This is a genomic window from Streptomyces sp. CRN 30 (assembly GCF_034105845.1).
Map to the genome: position 1 here is coordinate 17,198 of NZ_JAVRHI010000573.1, position 21,929 is coordinate 39,126.

The following is a 21,929-nucleotide window of genomic DNA, read 5'->3' on the forward strand; positions in this document are numbered from 1 at the left end:
GCCGAGCGGCGGCCTCAGCCCCAGTTGCGGGAGTACTGCTGCCGGTAACGGTGCCGGTCCTGTTCCGTGCGGATGTGGCGGGTCGCCGCCAGTGCCACCAGGCTACCCGCCACCACCAGGAGGCCCGGGCCCACGTGCCGCGGGTCCGTGAGGCGTTCCAGCAGGGTGGTCACCGTGCCGGGGGCGTTCATCCGTTCCACCGCGCCCGGCCGGGCGTCCCCGGGCGGTACGGCCTGCTGGGAGGCGGTGTCCGACGGTGCGGTGCCCCCCTCGGAGGGGTCCGCGCCCGCGTCGTCCGGCAGGCCGGCCAGCCGGACGCCCAGGGCGTCCAGCGCCTCCGTGACGGGCTGGAAGAACGTCGTGCCGCCGGAGGCGCAGTCGCCGTTGCCGCCCGAGGTGACGCCCAGTGCGACCCCCTCGGAGAACAACGGGCCGCCGCTGTCGCCCGGTTCGGCGCACACCGTCGTCTCGATCAGCCCGGTGACCGTGCCCTCGGGGTAGTTGACCGTCGCGTCGAGACCGGTCACCTCGCCCTCGCGCAGCCCGGTCGTGCTGCCGCTGCGGAACACCCGCTGGCCGACGGCCGGATCGGCCGCCGAGGTGATGCGCACCCCGCGGCCCTCGCCCACGGCCACCACGTCCGAGGCCGTGTCCTGCTGCCCCTCGGCGTACTGCACGAGGGAGAAGTCGGCGCCCGGGAACTCCGACGTGATCGTCCGGCCGATCTGCCCGGCACCCCCGGTGTCCGTGAACCAGACGGAGCCGACGGGCCCGCAGTGCCCGGCCGTGAGCATGAAGTCGCCCTGCCCGTCCGTCACGTCGAAACCCACGGAGCAGCGCCCGCTCGCCGAGAAGACGGGCCGGCCGCCGTCGAGGCGGGTGGTGAACGTGCCCTCCGTACGCTCCATCCGCACCGAGGCGCCGATCTGTTCGGCCGTCCGCGTCAGCCGCGACCAGTCGGCGGCGGAGACCGTGCTGTCGGCGCGCACCACCACCTCGTTGGAGGCCGGGGCGACCGCCCACGACGTGCCCGTCACCCGCGGCGCCGAACGCAGCCGCTCGGTCGCCGAGTCGAGGTCGGCCATGCTGTACCGGACCTGCTCGGCGCGCGCGCCCGCCGCCTCCACCTCGGCCGCCGCCTCGTCGTCGGTGACCGCGACGACCGGGCGGCCCGCGGAGTCGATCCAGGAGCCGGCCGTGCGGTCGTCGCCGAGCCGCGCCACCAGGTCCGGCGCGGGGCCGGCGACGGTCCGTGCCGTGCTCGCAGGGGGCGGTGCGGTGGCGGCCGGTTCGGTCGCCACGGCCTGCGTGACCATGAGCCCTCCGCAGAGCAGTCCGCCGACGGCCGCCAGCCGCGTCACCCGCCGGACGACCAGTCGTCGTGCGTGCCTCATCCCCTGGCTCCCGAACCCCGTACGCGACACGGCGTGCGAACACCGCCGGGGCCCTCCCGGACGAGTGCCCTCCCCTCATACGTGCGGCCGCGTCCGCCCGTTCACCAGTCGGCGTCGACGTCGAGCTGGCGCTTCACAACCGCACGGCCGGGCGCGCGGGCGCCGTCGGCCCGTGCGCGCCGCCCGCCTAGAATCCCCGCATGGACGAGGTCTCGTTGAACACACTGGCCGCCGGCAAGTACCTGCTGGTCACCAGTTACCGGAGGAACGGCACACCGGTCGCGACACCGGTGTGGGTGGTGCGGGACGGCGCGGAGCTCGGCGTGTGGACCGCCGTCGACAGCTACAAGGTCAAGCGCATCCGCAACCGTGCCGACGTGCTCGTGGGCCCCTGCGACGTGCGCGGCAGGCCGACCGGGCGGCAGGTCCCGGCCCGGGCCGAGGTGACCGACCCGGACACCACCGAGCACTACCGCCGGCTCATCGCCCGCAAGTACGGCATCCCCGGCCGCCTGACCCTCCTCGGCAGCCGCCTGCGCCGCGGCAGGACGGGGACGACCGGGGTGCGCATCACGCTCACGGACTGAGGGCCTGAGGGCCTGTGTCATGTCTCGGCCGGGCGCGTGAACCGGGGCCGGTTCGCGCGCCCGGTGCGCGCCCCGGGGCCGTCCGGCCGGCGCTCACCTCGCCGTGCGCCCGCGCGCACGGCGCCCGTGGCCGGCCGGAGCTCTCGCCGTACCGTATCTGCTGGTTTCGGCGGGCCGGGCCTTTCCGTGCGACGGGAGGGGGGAGGTGACGGAGGGACACCTGCTCGGGAAGGGGATCGCGTCCCCGGTCACCACCGGCGCCCTGCCGCCACCCGCCTTCCGTGGGAGCACCACATGAGCCACCAGCACTGGCCCCTCGCCGGGCTCACCGTCTCCGCCGGGCCGCTGCTCCTGCGCAGCCCCACCCTGGCCGAGTGCCACGGGCTCGCCGAGGAGGCCGCGCGCGAACCCCACGATCCCTCGGTGCCCTTCCTCGCGGGCCCGGCCGACGACGCCGTCCGGCGGGGGAGGCGGACCCTGCAGTACCTGTGGGGCGAATGGGCCCTCCTCCAGCCACAGCGCTGGTCCCTGACCCTCGCGGTCTTCGTCGACGGCGCGCCGGCGGGCCTGCAGAACACCCGCGCGCGCGGCTTCCCGCGCCGCGGGACCGTGGAGCACGGCCTGTGGATCCTCCCCGCCCGGCGCGGCCAGGGCATCGGCACCCGGGCCCACGCCGCCGCGCTGCACCTGGCGTTCGAGGGCCTGGGCGCCCACCGGGCGTTCCTCGACACGGCCGCCGACAACCACGCCGCCCTGGCCGTCACCGGCAAGCTCGGTTACGAGCCGTGCGGCGCGACGGTGGCCTCCCTGGAGCCGGGGAACGTGCGGATGCTGCGCCTGACCGCCGAACGCTGGCGCGCCCAGCACCGTACTCAGGCGCCGGTCGTCGGCGGACTCGAGGACTGCCTGCCGCTCCTCGGCAGCCCGCCGGCCGGACCCCCGGCGCACACCGGCGGCGACCGCGGGTGAGGAACCGGCCCCTCAGGCGGGGCCGGTCCGCCCCTCCATCGTCTCCACCAGCCGGCCCAGGGCCCTGACGACCCGTTCCCTGTCCTCCCCGAGCTCGGCGAACAGCTCGACCTCCGCGGCGAGCTGACGGGGGAAGAGGTCGTCGACGGCCCGGGCACCGGCCGGGGTGATCGTGACCAGGGCGGCCCGGCGGTCGGCGGGGTTGGGGGTGCGGGCGACGAAGCCGCGCCGCTCCAGTTTCCCGAGGGTCTTGCTGACGCCGGCGCGGGACAGTCCGAGGCGCTCGGCGAGGCCCCGGGCGATGACCGGCTCGCCGGCGTGGCGGAGGGGGACCAGCATGTCGACCTCCGGCGCGGTGAGGACGGCGCCCTCGTACAGGGGCTCGACGGCACGGTCGAGGAGACCGGTGGCGCGCTTGAGGAGGGCGACCAGCTCCATGGGGGAGGTGTCCAGGCCGGGATGGTTCTCGGCCCACTGGGCGCGGATGTCGGAGGGGGAGGCGGACATGCGGCTCGCCTTCTCGGCTGGGGCTGCTGGGTGAGGGGTGAGGGGGCGGGTGAGGGTGAGGGTGAGGGGTGGCGGAGGGCGGGCGTACGTGAACCTTTTGTTAACCGGTGAACTAATGGCTTACCGTTGTTCCATGGTATCCCCGTCCCCCTCACCCGCCCCCGCGGTACGCGTGCCCTCCGCGCCCTCCCCTTCCTCCGCGCCCTCCCCTTCCTCCGCGCCTTCCCCTTCCTCCGCGCCCGCGTCCGCGTCCGCGCCTTCGCCCTCGTCCGGGCGGAGCGCCGCGGGCCTGGTGGCCGTCCTGGCCGCCCTGACCTCGGTCGCCCCGCTCGCGACCGACATGTACGTCCCCGGCTTCCCCGCCATGGGCGACACGCTCGGCGCGAGCAGCTCGGCCGTGCAGCTGACCATGACCGCGTTCCTGGCCGGCCTGGTCGTCGGGCAGCTGCTGATAGGCCCGCTCAGCGACGGACTGGGCCGACGCCGGCTGCTGCTCGGGGGCACCGCCGGTTTCGTGCTGTTCTCCCTGCTCTGCGCCGTCGCCCCGAACGTCGGCCTGCTGACCGCCGCGCGCTTCCTCCAGGGCGTCGCGGGCGCCGCGGGCATGGTGCTCGCCCGGGCCGTCCTCACCGACCGCTTCCACGGGGCCGATCTGCCCCGTCACTTCGCGGTGCTCTCCCAGATCATGGGCGTGGCGCCGATCGCCGCCCCCGTGCTCGGCGGGGCGGTGCTCGCCGTCTCCACCTGGCGCGCGGTGTTCGCCGTACTCACCGTCATGGGCCTCCTGCTGCTCCTCGCCGTCCTGCGGAAGGTGCCGGAGACACTGCCGCCCGAGCGGCGCCACGGCGGCGGGATGGCGAGCACCTTCCGGGCGATGGGCGCCCTGCTCGCCCGCCGCGCCTTCATGGGGTACGTGCTCGTCCTCGCGCTCGTGTCGGCGGCGCTGTTCGCCTACATCGGCGGCTCCAGCTTCGTCTTCGAGAACCTGCACGGCGTGTCGTCGGGCATGTACTCCCTGATCTTCGCCGTCAACGCCGTCGGCATGCTGATCGCCGGGTTCGTCTTCTCCCGGCTGGCCGGACGCGTCCGGCTCAACACGCTGCTCACGGCGGGTGTCGCGGTGGCGGGGCTCGGTGCGCTGGCGCAGGTCCTGCTGGTCGTGACCGTGGGGGAGACCCTGGCGGGCACGTGGGCCGCGCTGTTCGTGACCCTCACCGGCATCGGGCTGGTCTTCCCGGCCTCCATGAGCATCGGCCAGGGTCTCGCCCGCAGCACGCCGGGTGCCGCGTCCGCGCTCCTCGGCGGCCTGCAGTTCCTCTTCGGCGCGCTGGCCTCGCCCCTGGTCGGACTGTTCGGTGAGGACAGCTCCCTGCCCATGGCGCTGATCATGCTGATCGCGGTGGCCGCGGCCGGTCTCGTCCTCGTCGCCCTCGCCCGGCCGTGGCAGGGACAGGGCGAGCCGGAGAACGCGGTGACGGGAGCGCGGGCGGCTTGAGGCGCCGCACCCGTGCGTGGTCCGCGCCCGTGCGCGGTCCGCGACGGCCGGCTCAGCGGCGGCCCACGAGGCTGCGGAAGTCCCGTACGGCCACGGACACCAGGGGCCGGTGACGGGCGAGGAAGGACAGGGGCGCCGACGGCTCGGTCGACAGTTCGGCGCGTCCGACCGCGGGCCGTCCGCTGATCCGCACCGGGACCCGGCAGACCGTACCGTCCGGCAGTTGCTGCAGCAGGCGGGCGCGTGCGGTGAGCCGGAACGGCAGCCGGAAGCGGTCACGGTGGACGGCGCGGACGGGAGGGGCGTCGGCGGGCACCAGTTCGGCGCGCACACCGTCGGCGTCGCTCCGCACCCGCAGCGTGCCGAGCTCCTTCGGGATGCCCCACAGGGCGCGCCCGCCGGCCATGGACCGCTCGTCGTCCACCCAGACGGCCACGGCGGTCGCGGCCGGTCCGCGCCGGTGGCGCACGGCGAGGCCGATGAGGAACTCGCGGTAGGCGAGGACGCCGCCCGGCCGGTAGTCGACCCAGAAGGTGACCAGGGTGCAGCGTCCCCGGAGGACCCAGGGGCGGACGCCCCGCGGCAGCGGCCAGCGGGGCAGTTCGCCCGCGGGGACGCGCCACAGGGAGACCGCCATGTCACCCGTGAGGCGCCAGGGCGAGGGAGGGAAACCGGTCCACGCGGTCATGACTCCGTGATCCTTTCGATCTCTTCAGCCTCTTTCGACCTCTTCGATCTCCTCGGCCTCTACGGCATCTGCGACCTTCTGTAGCTCTTCCCGCACTCCGCCGCCGATGCCGCACCCGGCCTCCTCGCGCACAGGCACCCACCCCCCACGCGGCCCAGTATGGGCATCTGCCCGCCGTCGCGGGGTATCCGGCGGACATGAACACGAGCCACTACGTAGCAGCGTCGTCGGATTCGGGCCCCGGGATGATCTTCATCCTCGTGGGTGGCCTTCTCGTCGCCGGTCTCCTGGTGTGGGCCGTACGGCTCGGCATCAAGGTGAAGCGGCGCGAGCCCAGGCGTCCGACGCCCCAGGAGCAGCCCACCCGGCCGGCCTCCGCCGGCCCGATCGGTGAGGTCCAGGAGGTGCGGGAGCCCGACGAGATGCCCGGGACCGGGACGGGACGGGCCACGGCGCACGACCTCAACACGTCCGGCAGCCGGCCGAGCGAGTCGCAGCAGCGTCCCCGCTGGGACTCCGGCTCCAGCGGCTCCTTCGGCAGCGGAGGCCCGGGCGCCTGAGCCACGTACCACCGGCTCCGAGCGCCGACGGCCGGCGGTGAACCGGCCGGACGGCCTCCCCGTATGACTCCCCGGGAGCCAGGTGTCCCCGATCCGCGGTCCCCGGCGTACGAAGGAGAGCAGCGTGTCGCAACCGCCCGAGCCCGGCCGGCCGGCGAGGCGCCCGGCGATCGAACCCACCCGGGTGACGCGCGGTCGCCGTACCGAGGCGCTCGCGGAACTGATGCGGGAGGCCGGCGGCGGCACCGCACGGCCACCCGCACGCGTGCAGCCCCGGAGGGAGGGCGAGCACGGGGCCGAGGAGCTCCCGCCGGTGCCGGCGGGACACGGCTTACCGGACGGGCCGAACAGACCCGGCGGGTCGAACAGTCCGGACAGGCGCAACGGTCCGGACGGATCGAACGAGTCGTACGGTGCTGCGCCCGCCGGCCCTCCGCCCCCGCCCCCGCCCACGCCCCCGTTCCCGCCCCCGCCCCGCAGGGCGCCCGGTGCGGGGCCCCGGCGCGCCCTGATCGCCGGTGCCGTGGCCGCGGCCGCCGTGCTCGGTTTCGTCGCCGCGCTGCTGGTGACGGACCGGGACGACGACGAGCGGACCCTTCCCGCCCCGGTGCCCACGACCCCGGTGGCGCAGGACCCGACCGGACAGGCGGCCGACCCCGACGGCCCCGGCACGCTCCGCGAGGGGTACAGCGGCCCGGAGGTCACCGAACTGCAGGAGCGGCTGCGCCAGATCCCGAACGTGTACGAGGACGGTCCGACGCACGGCCACTACGACGCCGCCCTCACCGAGGCCGTCGCCCGCTTCCAGCTGTGGTACGGCATCCGCGGTGACGAAACCGGCGTCTACGGCGACGACACGCGTCGCGACCTGGAGTCCCGCACCGCCGGCACCGTCGACGACTGAGCGGGTGCCGCGCGCCCGCGCCCCGCCCCCCCGCGGCCACCGGACACGCGTTCCGCCGGTGTGCCCCCGTGCCCGGTCCGTCCCCCGTGTCCGGAGTGCTCCCCGTTGCGTACTCCGGGCGTGACGGGGCAAGCGCAGCCGAGTGCCGTCCGGTCGGTACGGGCCGCGGCGGCGCGACGACGGGCAGGAGAGGTGTGGGTGTCGATGAGTGAGGAACTGCTGCCGGAGAGGGACGGCGCGGCCCTGCGGGAGGAGCTGGAGCGGCTGCGCGAAGAGACCCGGCACCTCCGCGCGCGGGCGGCCGGCCAGCCCGTGATCGCCCAGGTCCAGGGGATGCTGCGGGAGCGGTACGCGCTGGCGGACGCGGAGAGCGCGTTCGCCCTGCTGCAGCACGTGTCGCAGCAGCGCAACGTCAAGCTGCGCATCCTCGCGGGCGCCGTGCTGAGCGTCCCGCGGCCGGACCCGCGCGAAGCGCTCTGGTTCCCCCGGCGTGCCCGGCACGCCGAGCCGCGCCTCACCTTCCGGAGCGCCCGTGACGTCGGGCGGGGCAACCGCGGGGAGGCCCTGGGCGCGGTGCTCAGCCAGACCCTCGCCGTCCTCGACAGCGGCATGGGCAACGTACAGACCGCCGACCGCGGACTGGGCGGACTGCGCCTGGAGAAGCACACGGGCCTCACCGAGGAGTTCGTCGACTTCTTCGGACACGTGAACGAGGACGGGACGGCCTGTGCCCTGGCCGCGCGGAGCGGCACCCAGATCACCGTGACGGACGTGAGCACGCATCCGGTGTTCAGTGAGCCGGCCCGGCAGGCCATCCTGCGGGCGGGCAGCCGCGCGTGCCACAGCGTGCCGCTGACCGCCGGGCCCGGTGTCTGCGCCGGTATGGTCTCCGCGCACTTCGAGGAGACGGTCAAGGAGCCGACGCCCGCACAGACCGAGGCGCTGGCGACGATCGGCAGGGAGGGCGGGCAGTGGCTCGCCTGGTACGACCGCACCGTCGTCCTCGACGCGCTGGAGCACCTGCACGCCCTCGGCCGGTCCCAGGCGGGACGCCCGGCCCGCCGCCGCTGACGGCCCGCCCCTCACCGGGGCAACGAGGTCCCCGTCCCGTGGTCCGGCTCCGCGTCCCGCGCGGACGTCCGCAATGTCCGCAGCGCCAGCAGCAGGACACCGATGTCGTCCAGGAAGACGGGATCGGGTACCAGGTCCGTCGGCAGGACGAGGTAGAGGACGGCGCCCCAGAAGACCCAGCGGGGTCCGGCCGGCAGTCCGGCGCGCTTCAGGTCGCGGCGGGCCCGCACGAGGCGGAACAGCAGCGCCACCGCCACTCCCAGCACGACGGCCGCGACGATCGCGGCCACGACGACGATCACCCACGTCGAGTCATCCATGAAGCACGTGTGCCCGGCCCGGACGCGGCTACCGCCGTACGGCCCGGGGAATCACCGCACGGGCCCGGCGCACCGGAGCGTCCGCGGGCCCCGTCGTCCGGGTCCGGGCACGTGACATGCGCCGACCCAGTTTCGGCCGCACGCTGGGGGTACACGGACACCGTCGTCCACGACAGGGAGGACACCTGTGAATACGTCCCAGCAGCCCCTTTACCAGGTACAAGTGGTCCTCAGTGACTGCCTGGCGCAAGACGCGGGCCGCATCTTCGACGCGCTGTGCGCGCACTTCGTCTCGGACCGCTGCTCCGGTGAGCAGTTGCACGAGAGCCAGGCCGAACCGGACCGGCCGACCGTGTGGAGCGGTACGTTCGAGCTCCCCGACGACCCCGCGGACGAGGTGTCCGACGAGGGTTCCGGAACCCCGTCCGGCTCCGGGGCCGGACGGGAACACCCCGGGCCGCTGTCCGGCCCGGTCGACCTCGACGCCCAGGGCAGCCCGAAGGCGGTACGCCGCCTCAAGGAGGTCCTCGAGGAGTCGTTCTCCGCGTGCGAGGTGGGTGCCATCGCCGGCGACCAGGAGGTCCAGCTCCAGCTGCGGCTGGAGGGTTCCCGGACCGCAGAGGCCAGGTGAGCGGTGGCGGTACGGGCGAACGGCCTGGCGCAGAACGGCCGCGCGGCGAGAGAGTCCCTGACGGAGGGTGCCGCACGGGCCGGTCTGACCGCGCGGGGGGTCATCTACTTATTAGTGGGCCTGCTGGCCCTGCAGATCGCCTTCGGTGACGGCGACCGGCAGGCCGATCGCGGCGGTGCCCTCGCGGAGATGGCGGAACAGCCCTTCGGTTCCGTGCTGCTGTGGGCCCTGGGCATCGGCGTCGTCGGCATGGCGGTGTGGCGCCTGTCGGAGACGGTCTTCGGCGCGGCGGGTGCGGACGGCCGGTCCTGGCGCAAGCGGCTCACGGCCGCCGCCCGCTGCGTCTTCTACACGGTCGTCGCCTACTCGGTGCTCTCCTTCGCGGCGGGCTCCGGCGGCGGCAGCAACTCCTCCGACGAGCAGTCGCGGGACGTCACCGCCAAGGCGCTGGGCTGGCCGGGCGGTCAGTGGCTGGTGGCGGCGGCCGGCGCCGGTGTCGTCGCTGCGGGCCTGTGGATCGGCGTCCGTGCCGTACTGCGCAAGTACCACAAGCACCTGCGGCTCGGGCAGATGTCCCGCTCCACCCGCCGGACCGTCGACATCACCGGCGTGGCCGGCGGGGCCGCGCGCGGTCTGGTGTTCGCCGTGGCGGGGATCTTCGCGATCCGCGCCGCGATCGCGTACGAGCCGGACGAGGCCAAGGGCCTGGACGACACGATCCGTTCGTTCGCCGAGGCACCGATGGGCCAGGCGCTGCTGACCGCCGTGGCGGCGGGACTGCTCCTGTTCGGTGTCTTCTCCTTCGCGATGGCGCGCTGGCGCAAGGTCTGACGGCACCCGCCCGCCACTGTCCCACCGGCCGAACCGCCTCACCCGTGCGGGTGAACCGCTCGACGCGCCCGCTCAACGCCACCTCCCTCCCGCCCGACACAGACAAGGAGAGCAACCGAGCCCGTGGGAGGGAAACGTGGCCGGCGACGAGGCGGACGTGGGCCGTGGCCGCAACGAGACCGAGGAGGAGCGCGCCGACCGCAAGTGGTGCGAGCTCATCCAGGAGGTCCGGGTGGCGCAGACGGGGGTGCAGATCCTGTTCGGCTTCCTGCTCACCGTCGCCTTCATGCCCCGGTACGAGCAGCTGCGGCAGACCGACCGGACCATCTACATCGTGACGGTGGTCCTCGGCGCCGCCGCCACCGGTGCCCTGATCGGACCGGTCTCCCTGCACCGCCTCGTCTCCGGCCGGCGGGTCAAGCCGCAGGCGGTGACCTGGGCCTCCCGCCTCACCTTCGCTGGTCTCATCCTGCTGCTGATCACGATGACCGCGGCGCTGCTGCTGATCCTGCGGGTGGCCACCCACGACCACCTGGTGCCGTGGCTGGTGGGCGGGGTGTTCGTCTGGTACGTGCTCTGCTGGTTCGTACTGCCCCTGTGGACCCGGCGCCGCTACACCTCCGACACCCCCCAGGGTGACGTCACGCCGCTGCCGTGACGATGTGCCGTTGCTCCGGGCGGGGCGGTGCGTCAGCCTGACTCGTCATGGACCGTGACCACGAACGTGACCGTGACCGTATCCGTGACCGTATCCGTGACCGGAGTGCCGACCCCGTCCATCCCGCCCGTCTCCTCCGCCCGACCCGCCGTCAGCTCCTCGCCGCGGCGGGCACCGTCCCGCTCGCCGGTGCCGTTCCGTTCCTGGAATCCGCCCCGGCCGCGGCCCGGGACCGTACCGGTGTCCGGCTGACCTTCACCCGGGCCACCAACGGCTCGGCGACCCTCTCGCCCGCCGGCGACCGGCTGGTCGCCGAGGTGCAGAGCGTGCTGTGGTCGCTGCCGGGCACCGGCGGCGCGGCCCGCCCGCTCACCCCGGCGGACCTCGAACCCCACCGGCCCGTGTACGCCCCGGACGGCCGGCTGATCGCCTTCTGCGCGTACCGGGACGGCGGCTTCCACCTGTGGACCGCCCGCCCCGACGGCTCCGGGCTGCGGCAGCGCACCGACGGTCCCTGGGACGACCGCGGCCCCGCCTGGTCGCCCGACGGCACCCGGCTGGCCTTCGCCTCCGAGCGCGGCGGCGACCCGGTCACGGGCGCCCCGTACCGTGTGCACGTCCTCGACCTGCGGGACGGCCGCGTCACCCGGATCACCGGCCGCCCCGGCCAGGACGGCCCGCTGCAGGACGGCGCCTGGGAGGACTTCGACCCGGTCTGGTCCCCGGACGGCACACGGGTGCTCTTCGTGCGCGCGCAGGCCGTCACCGCACCCCAGGGCGCCGTCGCGCTCCGGGCCCGTACGATCGCCGCCGTCCCCGCCGACGGCGCCGGACCGGTGACCGTCGAGTACACCGAGGCCGGGGCCGGGGCCGCCCAGGTGGCGACGCCCGCCGTGGCCCCCGACGGCCGCCTGGCCCACCTGCGCACCACGGCCTCCCCGAACGGCTCCTGCGTCCTCGTCGTCGACGGCACCCCCGTACCGGTCGCCGGGGACGTCGCGGCGGTGCCCCCGCGGTGGACCGCGGCCGGGGAACTGCTCCTGACGGTCGACGGCGCCTTCACCCTCCTGCGCCCGGACAGACCGGAACGTCCCCGCACCGTCCCCTTCGAGGGCGTGCTGCCCGTCGAGCGGCCGCGGTACCGGACGAAGCGGCACGACCTGGGGCGGGCGCGGGTGCGGCCCGTGCGCGGCGTGCACCTGCCCGCGCTGTCGCCCGACGGCCGACGGATCGCCTTCGCCGCCCTCAACTCGCTGTGGCTGGCGGACACCTCGGGCGGCCGTCCGCCACGGCGGCTGCGGCGCGCGGGGACCACCCGCTACCTGCTCGGACCGTCCTGGGCGCGCGACGGCCGGTCGCTGGTGTACGCCGACGACCGCGACGGGCTCCTCGGCGTGTACCGGCACGACCTCGCCACCGGGGCGGAGACCGCGCTCGCGACCGGCGGCCGGGTGCACCCCGCGCTGTCGCCCGACGGACGGCGGCTCGCCTGCCTGGACATGACCGGCCGGCTCCTCGTGCGCGACCTCGCGGAAGACGAGGAACGGGTGCTCGTGGAGCCGATCGGCGGGGGCGGGCTGCCCGGCCGCCCCAGCTGGTCGCCCGACGGCCGGTACCTCGCCCTGTGCGACCGCACCCGGCTCAACCTCCGCTTCCGCGAGGGGTACAACGTCATCCGGGTCGTCGACACCGTGACCGGCACCGACCGTCTGCACGCGGTCGCACCCCACACGTCCGTCGCCGACCGCTACGACAGCGGGCCCGTCTGGTCGCCCGACGGCCGCTCCCTGGCCCTCGTCGTGGAGTCCGCGCTGTGCGTGCTGCCGGTCGGCCCCGACGGCACCCCGCGCGGCGGCCCGCGCACCCTCACGCCGGCGTCCGAACCCGCCGACCACCCGTCCTGGTCCGGCGACTCCCGCACCCTGCTGTACCTGTCCGGCGACCGGCTGCGGACCGTCGACGTCGGCGAGGGGACGGCCCGCACCGTCCGCGTCCCCCTGGAGTACTCCCGTCCCACCCCCGCCGACACCGTGGTGCACGCCGGGCGGCTGTGGGACGGCACGTCGGACGACGTCCGTGACGACGCCGACATCGTGATCCGGGGCGGGCGCGTCGCGGCCGTCGAACCGCACCGGACGGGCCGGCGCCCGGCCCTGAGGCGGATCGACGCCTCGGAGCGGACCGTGATCCCCGGCCTGTGGGACGCCCACACCCACCCCTGGCAGTACACCTACGGCGGCCGGCAGACCGCCGCCCAGCTCACGTACGGCATCACCACCGCCGTCTCCCTCGGCGGCTTCGCGTACGAACAGGCACGGCTGCGCGAGGCCGTGGCGGCCGGGGAGCTCGCCGGACCCCGCCTGCTGACCACCGGGGAACTCCTCGACGGGTCCCGCGTCGCCTACAGCATGGGCCGCGCCCACCGGACCCGCGCGGGCCTGCGCCGCTCACTGGCCCGTGCCGTCGCGCTGGACTGGGACTTCGTCAAGACCTACGTACGCGCCCCGGGCTGGGTGATGGCGGAGGCGGCGCGCTTCGCCCACGAGCGCCTCGGTGTCCGGGCCGGCGGGCACCTGCTGTCCCCGGGCGTCCAGCTGGGCCAGGACCTGACGACCCACCTGCAGGCCACGCAGCGCGCCGAGACCGGGCACGCCACCACGGCGACCGGCCGCGCGTACCAGGACGTGGTGGAGATCTACAGCGCCCGCGGGGCCGGCTTCTCCCTGGTCGCCACCCCGTTCACCGCCGCGCCGCTCCTCGGGGAGGACCCCGCGCTGGCCGACGACCCGCGGGTGAAGGTCGTGATGCCGCCGTGGGACGGCGCGGCCGTACGGGAGTCGGCGGGCCTCCCGCCGACCCCGGCCCAGCTCGCCACGGTGCGCACCGAGACCGACGTCTACCGGCGGATCCTCGCGGCGGGCGGGCTCGTCGCCCTCGGCACGGACCAGCCCCTCGTGCCCGTCGGCCTCTCCCTCCACCTCGCGCTGCGCGCCCTGCACCGCGGTGGTCTCTCCCCGGCCGGGGCCCTGCGCACCGCGACCGTCCTGCCGGCCCGTCTCTTCGGCCTCGACGGCGACCTCGGCACGGTCGAGGAGGGAAAGCTCGCCGACCTCACCGTCGTGGACGGCGACCCGTTCACGGACTTCGGCACGCTCGTCCGTACGGTGTCGGTCCTCCGGGGCGGCGTCCCGTACACGACCGAGGAGCTGGTCTCCGCCTTCGAGCCCGCCGCCCGCAGCACGCCGGCGGCCGGGGACGGGCCGGAGGACTGGCTGGAGGTGGGGCGGCTGATGCGGCGCGACGGCTGCTGCGACCCGCACTAGGCGTTTCCGACAGCCGTCAGTCCTCGCCGAGGTACAGCTCCGAGAAGGCGGTCGCCGCGGTCGGCGAGTCGAGTACCCGGCGCAGCCGCGCGGTCGCCGTGCCCGCCCGCCAGGGGTCGCCGGAGGACGGGCCGTGCAGCAGTTCGGCCAGCCACTGGGAGAACTCCTGGTACTGCCAGACGCGGCGCAGGGCGGCCGCCGAGTAGCCGCGCAGCCCGCTGTCGTCGCCCTCGGCGTGGTACGCGACGAGCGCGTCGGCGAGGAGGAACGCGTCGTGGAGGGCGAGGTTCATGCCCTTCGCGGCGATCGGCGACACCAGGTGCGCCGCGTCGCCCGCCAGGTACAGCCGCCCGTACGCCATCGGCTCGGTGACGTGGTTGTGCATGTCGAGCACGCGCCTCTCGATCAGCCGGCCCTCGGTGAGCGGCGGGGCGCCGGGCACGTCGAGGCGGGTGTGCAGCTCGGACCAGACCCGTTCGTCGGGCCAGTTGCCGGGGGAGTCGCCGGGCGGGCACGAGAGGTAGTAGCGGGTGATCTCCGGGCTGCGCGCCATGTGGCCGGCGTAGCCCCGGGAGTGCACCCCGTGCAGCACGCAGTCGGACGAGGGCGGGGCCTCGGCGAGCAGCGCCAGCCAGCCGATGCCGTGGTCGCGCCGGGCGGTCGTGGTGTGCCGGGCCGGCATCGCGGTGCGCGTCACCCCGCGCGCCCCGTCGCAGCCCGCCACGAAGCCGCAGCGGACGACGCGCGGGTCGCCGGTCGCCGGGTCCGTGTACGACACGGAGGGCGCGTCGCCGTCGATGCCGTGCACCTCGACGTCCCGGGCGCCGAAGACGATCTCGCCGGAGCGGACGTCGGCGTATTCGCGCACCAGGTCGGTGACGAGCAGCGGCTGCGGATACACGAAGTGGCGCCGCCCGGTGAGCGCGGTGCACGCGACCCGCCGCCGCCCGCCCGCGAAGCGGAACTCGAACTCGGTGTGCGTCGGCGCCCGCTCCAGCAGCCGGTCGGCCAGTCCGCGCCGCTCCAGCCCGCGTACCGCCCCCTCCTCCAGGAAGCCCGCGCGCGGGCGCCGCTCGACGAACTCCCGGCTCTCGGCCTCCAGCACGACACAGCCGACGGAGGCCGCCCGGAGGATGTTGGCGAGGGCCAGCCCGGCGGGCCCCGCCCCGACGACCACGACGGGAACGTGCCGTTCGGGTGGTGCGGACGACGGGGTGGTCATCGAGTCAGTATGACGTCCTCCGGACGATTCCGTACCCGTCAAGGACCCCCAACTCCCGTATGTGACGCGGGAGTTGTCCTGTTGACGGAACTGCCGGCGCGCCCGGACGCGCCGGGGTGCCCGCGTGTCGGGTTGACCCCGTGCGCCGCGCGCCTAGAGTGGACGAGAAGTGATTGAACGTCGAACTTTTTAGTCCTCCAGGAGGCTTCCGTGGACCCAGTGGACCTCGCCGCCGTCGAGGCGGAACGCGAGCGCATCCGCGACCGGTACCTCTCCGCCCCGGCGGACCGGCCCGCGAGCAGCGCCCGCGGCATCCACCACACGGCGCTGCTCTGCACCGACGTGGAGCGGACCGTGCGGTTCTACCAGGACCTCCTGGAGTTCCCGCTCACCGAGATGATCGGGAACCGCGACTACAAGGGCTCCACGCACTTCTTCTTCGACCTCGGCAACGGCAACCTGCTCGCCTTCTTCGACTTCCCGGGCCTCGACCTCGGCCCGTACGCGGAGGTCCTCGGCGGACTCCACCACGTGGCGATCTCGGTGGAACCCGCCACCTGGGAGCGGCTGCGCGACAAGCTCGCCGCCGCCGGTGTGGAGTACGCGGAGGAGAGCGGCACCTCGGTCTACTTCCGCGACCCCGACGGCGCCCGCGTGGAACTGATCGCCGACCCGCTGGGCGAGATGTACGGCTCGACGGTGAACTGACCGGACACCGGCGGCACGCGCGCGCCGACCGTACGGCGCACGCGGTACGGGATCGGGAGCCGGGGTAGGTGCCGTACGACCGCACGGAGTGACCCGGCGACGGAAAGGCAGCAGCATGACCCGCCCGATCAGTGTGGGAGTGGACGGAACGCCCGAGAGCGGGGCCGCCGCGGACTGGGCCGCGCGTGAGGCCGTGCGCCGCGGGCTGCCGCTGCGCCTCGTCCACGCCTGGGAACGGCAGGCCCACGACCCCACCGTGGCCGAGGACGCGGAGACGCGGGAACAGGGGGCGCGGCAGGCGCTGCGGGACGTCGAGGAGGAGGTCACCGGACGGCACCCCGGCCTCACCGTGACCACGGAGTTCCTGACGGACGGGGCGGTCGACGCCCTCACGGCCGAGACCGACGACGACGGGCTGCTGGTGCTGGGTTCGCGCGGGCACGGCGCCGTCGTCGGCTTCCTGCTGGGCTCGGTGGGCCAGCAGGTGATCGCCCAGGCCGCCGGACCCGTCGTCCTGGTCCGCTCCGACGACCGCGCCGAGCACGAGGCGGGCGGCCGCGAGGTCGTGGTCGGCCACCACGGCGCCCCCGACGACGGTGCCGCGGCGCTGCGCTTCGCCTTCGAGACGGCCGCCGCCCGGGAGGCCCCGCTGCGGGCCGTCCGGGCGTGGAACCTGCCCCCGGTGTTCGGCTACAGCCCCGGCTCGCTCCAGCTCGCGGACGACGCCGGCGGCCTGGAACAGTACGAGGAGAAGGCGCTGGCCGAGGCGGTGCGGCCGTGGCGGGAGCGGTACCCGCAGGTACGGGTGGTCGAGCACGTCGAGATCGGCAGCGCCGGGCAGGTCCTGCTGTCGGTGGCCGGCAGCGCCCAGCTGATGGTGGTGGGGCGTCGCGCCCACCGCCGCGCGATCGGCACGCGCATCGGCTCGGTGGCGCACGCCCTCGTGCACCACGCGCCCTGCCCGGTGGCCGTCGTACCGCCGTCCTGACCGCCCGCTCGCCCGCCGTACGGGGAACCGCGGCCCTCGCTCACACCTCCTCGTGGCGGCGGGCGAGGAGCAGGGCGATGTCGTCGGGGCGGTCGGTCCGGGCTCGGGCCTCCTGGGTGAGTGCGTCGGAGAGCGCGGGCAGGAAGCCGCCGGCCGGTCCGCCGGCCGGCGCGCCCGCGCGGGAGAGGGAGCGGCGCAGCTCCTCGACGCCCTCGTCGATGTCGGCACCCGGTCGTTCCACGAGCCCGTCGGTGTACAGCGCCAGCACGGCGCCCGCGTCCAGCCGCAGCTCGGTCACCGGGTAGAAGGCCTCCGGGTCCACGCCGAGCACCACACCGCCCGCCAGGTCCAGCACGTCGGTACGGCCGTCGGGGCGGCGCAGCAGCGGCTGCGGATGCCCGGCGCGGGTGGCGAGGGCGCTCCCGGTGACCGGGTCGAGCCGTACGTAGCAGCAGGTGGCGAACTGGCCCGGGTCGAGGTCGATGAGCAGCCGGTTGGTGCTGCTCATCACCTCGTCGGGGGAGTGGTCGCCGAGCGCGAACGCCCGTACGGCGCTGCGCAGCTGCCCCATCGTGGCCGCGGCCTGCACCCCGCGGCCCTGGACGTCGCCGATGACGAGGGCCAGTCCGTCGCCCGCCTCCACGACGTCGTACCAGTCGCCGCCCACGTCGATGCCCTGCGTCCCCGGCAGGTACCGGCCGGCGGTCTCCACCAGGGGGTGGGCCGGCAGCCGGTGCGGCAGCAGCACCTCCTGCAGTCCGCGCGCGAGGCCGGCCTCGGTCTCGTAGCGCCGGGCCCGCTCCAGCGCCTGGGCGATCAGGCCGGCGAGCGCGGTGAGCACGGTGCGTTCCTCGCCGGTGAAGGGGCGGGGCCGGTCGAAGCCGATGATGCAGGTGCCCACCGGGCGGCCCGAGGCGATCAACGGCAGGAAGGCGCGGGCGCCCTCGCTGCTCTCCAGCCGGATGCCGGGGTAGGCGGCCGCCAGGTGCTCCATCGACTCGAAGAACAGGGGGCGCCCGGTGGTGAGGGTCTCGGCGCCCGGCAGCGGGACGTCCAGCCCCGCCCCGTCGATCCGGGCGAGGAACCCCTTGGGCCAGCCCGACTCCCAGGCCAGGTACAGGTGCCGCTCGTGCAGCAGGAAGATGGCGAGCCGACGGCCGCCGAACGCGGGCAGCAGCTCCCGCGTCACCACCTCGGACACCTGCCGGGCCGTCATCGCCTCCGACAGCGCGATGGCCAGGGCGACCGGCCGGTACAGCGGAGCCATCGAGGCGGTCCGGGCCGCCTCGGGCGCCGCGTCCTCCAGGAAGGAGGGCTCCGCTGTGTCCGTGACCTGGCCCAGCGGTACGAGCCGGCAGGTGATCAGGTCGGGTCCTGGACGGGCCGTCAGCGTCAGCCAGGCGCCGTCGCGCCGGTACGGCCGGCGTTCCGCACCGTCCGGATGGGGGCGCCGTACGTGGAAGGTCACCGGGTCCGGCGACAGGAGCACCCCGCGCAGCTGGTCCTCGTAGGCGGGCCGGTCCAGCCAGGGCACCGCCTGCCACAGGGGCCGGCCGAGGAGCTCCTCGCGGTCCCGGCCGAGCAGGGCGGCGGCGCGCGGATTGACGTAGGTGATCAGACCCAGCCGGTCGAAGGCGAACACCCCGTCCGGCAGCAGGTCGGCCGCGGCGGCCGCCGCGGGCCCCGGGCCGGGGTCGACGACGAGGCCGTCCACCAGGGGCGGCTCGGCGCGGGACCAGCACTCGAACAGGCGGGGCGTGCCGTCGGCGGCCCGTACCCGCAGCGGTCCCCGCGGGGGCAGCCCGGCCGCGGCGTCCCGCAGCGCGGACAGGATCAGGAGCGCGTCGTCGGACGCCACCGCGTCCGCGAACTCCTCGGGCGAGCAGGCCGTGCCCCCGTCGTGCGCCGGGCCACCCACCAGGTCCCGCAGTGTGCCGTCCAGGGTGACGGACGGGCGTGCCGGATCCCAGGTGAAGTGGCCGATCCGGCCCACCGGCGGCTCGGTGACCGCCGGGGGCCGGACGCACAGCGGCTCCCCGTCCCAGGCGATCGTGGTGCCCGCCTCCTCCAGCGCCCGCAGCTGTGCACCGAGCCGGTCCGCGATCGCGGTGACGCCCGTGAGCCCGTCACCGGCGGGGAGCACGCCCGCCGTGCCGGGCGCCGAGGGCCGCAGCACCAGCAGCACCCCGTACGCCGCCGGGCCGGCCACCACGGGCACGTACACGGAGCCGAACCGGAACGGCAGGCCCGCCGCGAGCTGCGGATAGCGGCGCATCGTCTCCGCGGCGTCGGCGAGCACCACCGGCGCGCCCGTCCGGTGCACGTCGGCGACGGGGAACGGCCGGTCCGCGGCCAGCTGCCACCACGGGCGGAACAGCGGCCCGGGCACGCCCGCCAGCACGGCGACGCGCAGCAGGCCGGGCGTGCCCGAGCGCAGGTACACGCCGCCCGCGCAGCCGCCCAGGGCGCGGACCGCGTCCGCGACGGCGCCGGTGAGCGCGGCCTGCGGACTCCCGGCCGCCGGCCCGGTGCGCTCGGTGCTCCCCTGCATCGTCCCTGCTCTCGTCCCCGTGCGGTGCGCCCACCGTCTCAGCAAGGATGCGTCACTCCCGCCGGTCGGCGCATCCGGAGACCCGCCGCCGGGTCCCTCACCGCACCCGGCGGAACACGTCGTCGCCGTCGTCCCAGCCCGGCGGCGTGTCCGGGAAGGGCTCGCGGGCCTGGCGCGAGGACGCCGCGTACATGGCGTCGATCTCCTCGGCGTAGTGCCGGACGATGGCGTCCCGGCGCAGTTTGAGCGAGGGCGTCAGCAGCCCGCCGGCCGCGTCGAAGGGCTGCGGCAGGATGCGGAACACCCGGATGGACTCCGCGCGGGACACGGAGCTGTTCGCGGCGGCGACGGCGCGCCGCATCTCCTGCCGCAGCGCGTTCTCCTCCCGTTCGTCCCGCTCGTCCTGCCTGGCCGGGTCGTCGGTGGCGGCCGGGGCGCCGTGGCCGGTCCGGACGCGGCGCCAGTGCGCCAGGAAGGCGGGGTCGAGCGTGATCAGGGCCCCGACACAGGGCCGGTCGTCCCCCACGACGACGGCCTGGTGGACCAGCGGGTGCACGCGCAGCCGCTCCTCCAGCGGTGCCGGCGCCACGCTCTTGCCGCCGCTGGTGACGAGGACGTCCTTCTTGCGCCCCGTGATCGACAGGTACCCCTCGGCGTCGAGCCGCCCGATGTCGCCCGTGGCGAGCCAGCCGTCCCGCAGGGCCGTCCGGGTGGCCCGGTCGTCACCCACGTACCCCTGGAACACCGAGGGGCCGCGCACCAGGATCTCCCCGTCGCCGGCGACCCGTACCTCCGTGCCGGGCAGCGGGCGGCCCACGGTGCCGGACTTCTCCCGGCCCACCGGCTGCGCCGTGATGCCGCCGGCGGTCTCCGTGAGCCCGTACCCGTCGTGCACGGGGATGCCGATCCCCGCGTAGAACAGGGTCAGGTCACGGTTGAGGGCCGAGCCGCCGGACGCCGCCCCCTGCACCCTCCCGCCGAGGGCGGCGCGCAGCTTGCGGTACACGGTCCGTTCGTAGAAGGCGTGCTGCAGCCGCAGCTCCGCCCCGGGGCCGTGGCCGCGGCCCAGGCGCTGCCGCTCGGCCGCCCTCGCGTGGTCCTGCGCCGTCTGCGCCGCGCGCTCGAACAGGGCGCCGCGGCCGCCTTCCTCGGCCCGGCGGAGCATCGTCTTGTAGAGCTTCTCGAAGACGGAGGGGACGGCGTAGAGGAAGGTGGGCCGGAAGGAGAGGAGGCCGGCGGCGAGGTCCTCCTCGCGCAGCTCGGGCTCGTGCCCCATGAGCTGCCCGCCGCGCAGACAGATGCCCTGCACCATCAGCCCGTAGACGTGGGAGAAGGGCAGGAAGGCGAGGACCGCGGGCTGTACCCCGGGCGGCGCCGCCGTGTGCCCCCAGCCGGCCAGCAGCGTGTCGCACGGGTCGGCGAGGTTGCGGTGGGTCAGGACGCAGCCCTTCGGACGCCCGCCGGTGCCGGAGGTGTAGGCGATCACCGCGGTGGAGTCCGGCGGCACGATCCGGCGCAGCGAGTCGACGGCCGTGTCCGGCAGCAGCGCCCCGCCCTCGGTGAGCCGTGCCGCCGCGCCGTCGTCCAGCTGCCACACGTGGCGCAGCCGGGGCAGCCGGCCGCACACCGAGCCGACCGTCATCGCGCCCTGCTCGTCCTCGACCACGACGCCCACGCACCGCGCGTCCCCGAGGATCCACTCCACCTGGTCGCGCGAGGACGTGGGGTGGACCGGCACGACCTCGGCGCCCACCGTCCACAGCGCGAGGCTGAACAGCGTCCACTCGTACCGGGTGCGCGCCATGATCGCGATCCGGCTGCCCGGTCGTATCCCGCTGGTCACGAGCCCCTTGGCGAGACCGGTCACCTCGGCCCGCACCTCGGCCGCGCTCAGCCGCGTCCACGGGCCGGCGCCGTCGGGGCGGCGGGCGATCATCGGCAGGCCGGGCTCCCGGCCCGCTCGGTCGAAGAGGGCGCCGGCGAGTGAGCCCGTGGGGGGAGTGGCGGGCGGGGCGGTGCTGAAGGGCTGCATGCGCCGTTCCTCTGTCTTTCCGGCCGGTCGCCGCCGAGGGGGAAGGGCGGTGATCGAACGTAGCGCATGCGGTCCGTGCCCGTAGGTGAAATCGACAAGGAATCCGTCGCTCACCTGCGCGACTCAGGCTCTCAGGGGCGGGCGTACTCCTTGCGCACCGCGCCGGCCAGCAGCGCGAGCGCCTCCTCCGCGCGGGCGCGGTCGGCGTCGTCGAGCGCGGCGAGCGCGTCGGCGGCGGCCTCCCGCACCCGCCGGGGCACCTCGTCCAGCGCGGCCATCCGGTAGGCGACGGTCCGCCGGGCCAGCCGCTCCTCGGGCGTGACCCCCGCCGGGCCCGACCGGGGGAAGACGGCCGCCTCGTACACGGTGACGTGCAGCAGGACCCCGTTCGCGATGCCCTCGGCGTACCCGCGCAGGCCCGCCTCCCGGTGCGCCGCGGCGAAACCGGCCAGCGCGCGCCGCCGGACCACGCCCGAGCCGGCGAGCGCCG

20 protein-coding genes are annotated in these 21,929 nt (G+C 75.4%); 12 read left to right on the forward strand and 8 right to left on the reverse strand.

Features of this window, described 5'->3' with window-relative positions:
- Positions 1-14 precede the first annotated feature (14 nt).
- Positions 15-1,394, reverse strand: a complete 1,380-nt coding sequence (locus UW392_RS66650) for a S1 family peptidase (RefSeq protein ID WP_320785198.1) — start codon at positions 1,392-1,394, stop codon at positions 15-17.
- A 200-nt stretch (positions 1,395-1,594) separates the two neighbouring features.
- On the opposite strand from UW392_RS66650, the gene UW392_RS66655 reads away from it, so the two are divergent.
- A complete protein-coding gene (locus UW392_RS66655) occupies positions 1,595-1,981 on the forward strand; it encodes a PPOX class F420-dependent oxidoreductase (protein WP_320785199.1) in 387 nt (128 codons plus the stop codon).
- 294 nt (positions 1,982-2,275) lie between these two features.
- Entirely contained in the window at positions 2,276-2,950 is a 675-nt protein-coding gene (locus UW392_RS66660) for a GNAT family protein (RefSeq protein ID WP_320785200.1), read from the forward strand.
- A gap of 12 nt (positions 2,951-2,962) precedes the next feature.
- Here the strand turns inward: UW392_RS66660 and UW392_RS66665 are convergent, their stop codons facing one another.
- A complete protein-coding gene (locus tag UW392_RS66665) occupies positions 2,963-3,457 on the reverse strand; it encodes a MarR family winged helix-turn-helix transcriptional regulator (protein ID WP_320785201.1) in 495 nt (164 codons plus the stop codon).
- Between the two features lie 292 nt (positions 3,458-3,749).
- Between UW392_RS66665 and UW392_RS66670 the strand changes: the two genes are divergently transcribed.
- Positions 3,750-4,952, forward strand: coding sequence for a multidrug effflux MFS transporter (locus UW392_RS66670; RefSeq protein ID WP_320785202.1), 1,203 nt, complete (start codon positions 3,750-3,752; stop codon positions 4,950-4,952).
- Positions 4,953-5,004: 52 nt separating this feature from the next.
- Here the strand turns inward: UW392_RS66670 and UW392_RS66675 are convergent, their stop codons facing one another.
- A complete protein-coding gene (locus UW392_RS66675) occupies positions 5,005-5,640 on the reverse strand; it encodes an acetoacetate decarboxylase family protein (RefSeq protein WP_320785203.1) in 636 nt (211 codons plus the stop codon).
- Between the two features lie 197 nt (positions 5,641-5,837).
- Between UW392_RS66675 and UW392_RS66680 the strand changes: the two genes are divergently transcribed.
- The 3 genes from UW392_RS66680 to UW392_RS66690 all read left to right on the forward strand — a co-directional run bounded on the left by UW392_RS66680 (position 5,838) and on the right by UW392_RS66690 (position 8,175).
- Positions 5,838-6,200, forward strand: coding sequence for a DUF6479 family protein (locus UW392_RS66680; RefSeq protein WP_320785204.1), 363 nt, complete (start codon positions 5,838-5,840; stop codon positions 6,198-6,200).
- A gap of 124 nt (positions 6,201-6,324) precedes the next feature.
- The gene (locus UW392_RS67260; RefSeq protein ID WP_414497900.1) at positions 6,325-7,104 is read left to right on the forward strand and encodes a peptidoglycan-binding domain-containing protein; all 780 of its coding nucleotides are present in this window, start codon (positions 6,325-6,327) and stop codon (positions 7,102-7,104) included.
- A 204-nt stretch (positions 7,105-7,308) separates the two neighbouring features.
- A complete protein-coding gene (locus UW392_RS66690; protein ID WP_320785206.1) occupies positions 7,309-8,175 on the forward strand; it encodes an ANTAR domain-containing protein in 867 nt (288 codons plus the stop codon).
- Positions 8,176-8,186: 11 nt separating this feature from the next.
- Here the strand turns inward: UW392_RS66690 and UW392_RS66695 are convergent, their stop codons facing one another.
- Positions 8,187-8,495: a YkvA family protein gene (locus UW392_RS66695; protein WP_320785207.1), complete on the reverse strand. Its 309-nt coding sequence runs from the start codon at positions 8,493-8,495 to the stop codon at positions 8,187-8,189.
- 223 nt (positions 8,496-8,718) lie between these two features.
- On the opposite strand from UW392_RS66695, the gene UW392_RS66700 reads away from it, so the two are divergent.
- The 4 genes from UW392_RS66700 (at position 8,719) to UW392_RS66715 (ending at position 13,938) form a co-directional block, all read left to right on the forward strand.
- Complete coding sequence (locus tag UW392_RS66700; RefSeq protein WP_320785208.1) at positions 8,719-9,126, forward strand: hypothetical protein; 408 nt, start codon at positions 8,719-8,721, stop codon at positions 9,124-9,126.
- A 57-nt stretch (positions 9,127-9,183) separates the two neighbouring features.
- Positions 9,184-9,957, forward strand: a complete 774-nt coding sequence (locus tag UW392_RS66705) for a DUF1206 domain-containing protein (protein WP_320785218.1) — start codon at positions 9,184-9,186, stop codon at positions 9,955-9,957.
- Positions 9,958-10,093: 136 nt separating this feature from the next.
- On the forward strand, positions 10,094-10,615 hold the full coding sequence (locus tag UW392_RS66710; protein ID WP_320785209.1) for a DUF6328 family protein: 522 nt from the start codon (positions 10,094-10,096) through the stop codon (positions 10,613-10,615).
- A gap of 47 nt (positions 10,616-10,662) precedes the next feature.
- Positions 10,663-13,938: an amidohydrolase family protein gene (locus UW392_RS66715; RefSeq protein WP_320785210.1), complete on the forward strand. Its 3,276-nt coding sequence runs from the start codon at positions 10,663-10,665 to the stop codon at positions 13,936-13,938.
- 16 nt (positions 13,939-13,954) lie between these two features.
- Here the strand turns inward: UW392_RS66715 and UW392_RS66720 are convergent, their stop codons facing one another.
- Positions 13,955-15,160, reverse strand: coding sequence for a 4-hydroxybenzoate 3-monooxygenase (locus UW392_RS66720; protein WP_320785211.1), 1,206 nt, complete (start codon positions 15,158-15,160; stop codon positions 13,955-13,957).
- A gap of 210 nt (positions 15,161-15,370) precedes the next feature.
- Between UW392_RS66720 and UW392_RS66725 the strand changes: the two genes are divergently transcribed.
- Together UW392_RS66725 and UW392_RS66730 are read left to right on the forward strand one after the other, a co-directional pair.
- Complete coding sequence (locus UW392_RS66725; RefSeq protein ID WP_320785212.1) at positions 15,371-15,868, forward strand: VOC family protein; 498 nt, start codon at positions 15,371-15,373, stop codon at positions 15,866-15,868.
- Positions 15,869-15,983: 115 nt separating this feature from the next.
- Entirely contained in the window at positions 15,984-16,856 is an 873-nt protein-coding gene (locus tag UW392_RS66730) for a universal stress protein (protein WP_320785213.1), read from the forward strand.
- Positions 16,857-16,896: 40 nt separating this feature from the next.
- On the opposite strand, the gene UW392_RS66735 is transcribed toward UW392_RS66730, so the two are convergent.
- From UW392_RS66735 to UW392_RS66745, 3 genes are all read right to left on the reverse strand, one after another.
- Complete coding sequence (locus UW392_RS66735) at positions 16,897-19,407, reverse strand: SpoIIE family protein phosphatase (protein ID WP_320785214.1); 2,511 nt, start codon at positions 19,405-19,407, stop codon at positions 16,897-16,899.
- A 97-nt stretch (positions 19,408-19,504) separates the two neighbouring features.
- Positions 19,505-21,439: an AMP-dependent synthetase/ligase gene (locus UW392_RS66740; RefSeq protein WP_320785215.1), complete on the reverse strand. Its 1,935-nt coding sequence runs from the start codon at positions 21,437-21,439 to the stop codon at positions 19,505-19,507.
- 131 nt (positions 21,440-21,570) lie between these two features.
- A partial coding sequence (locus UW392_RS66745; RefSeq protein ID WP_320785216.1) for a hypothetical protein occupies positions 21,571-21,929 on the reverse strand: 359 nt, incomplete at its 5' end.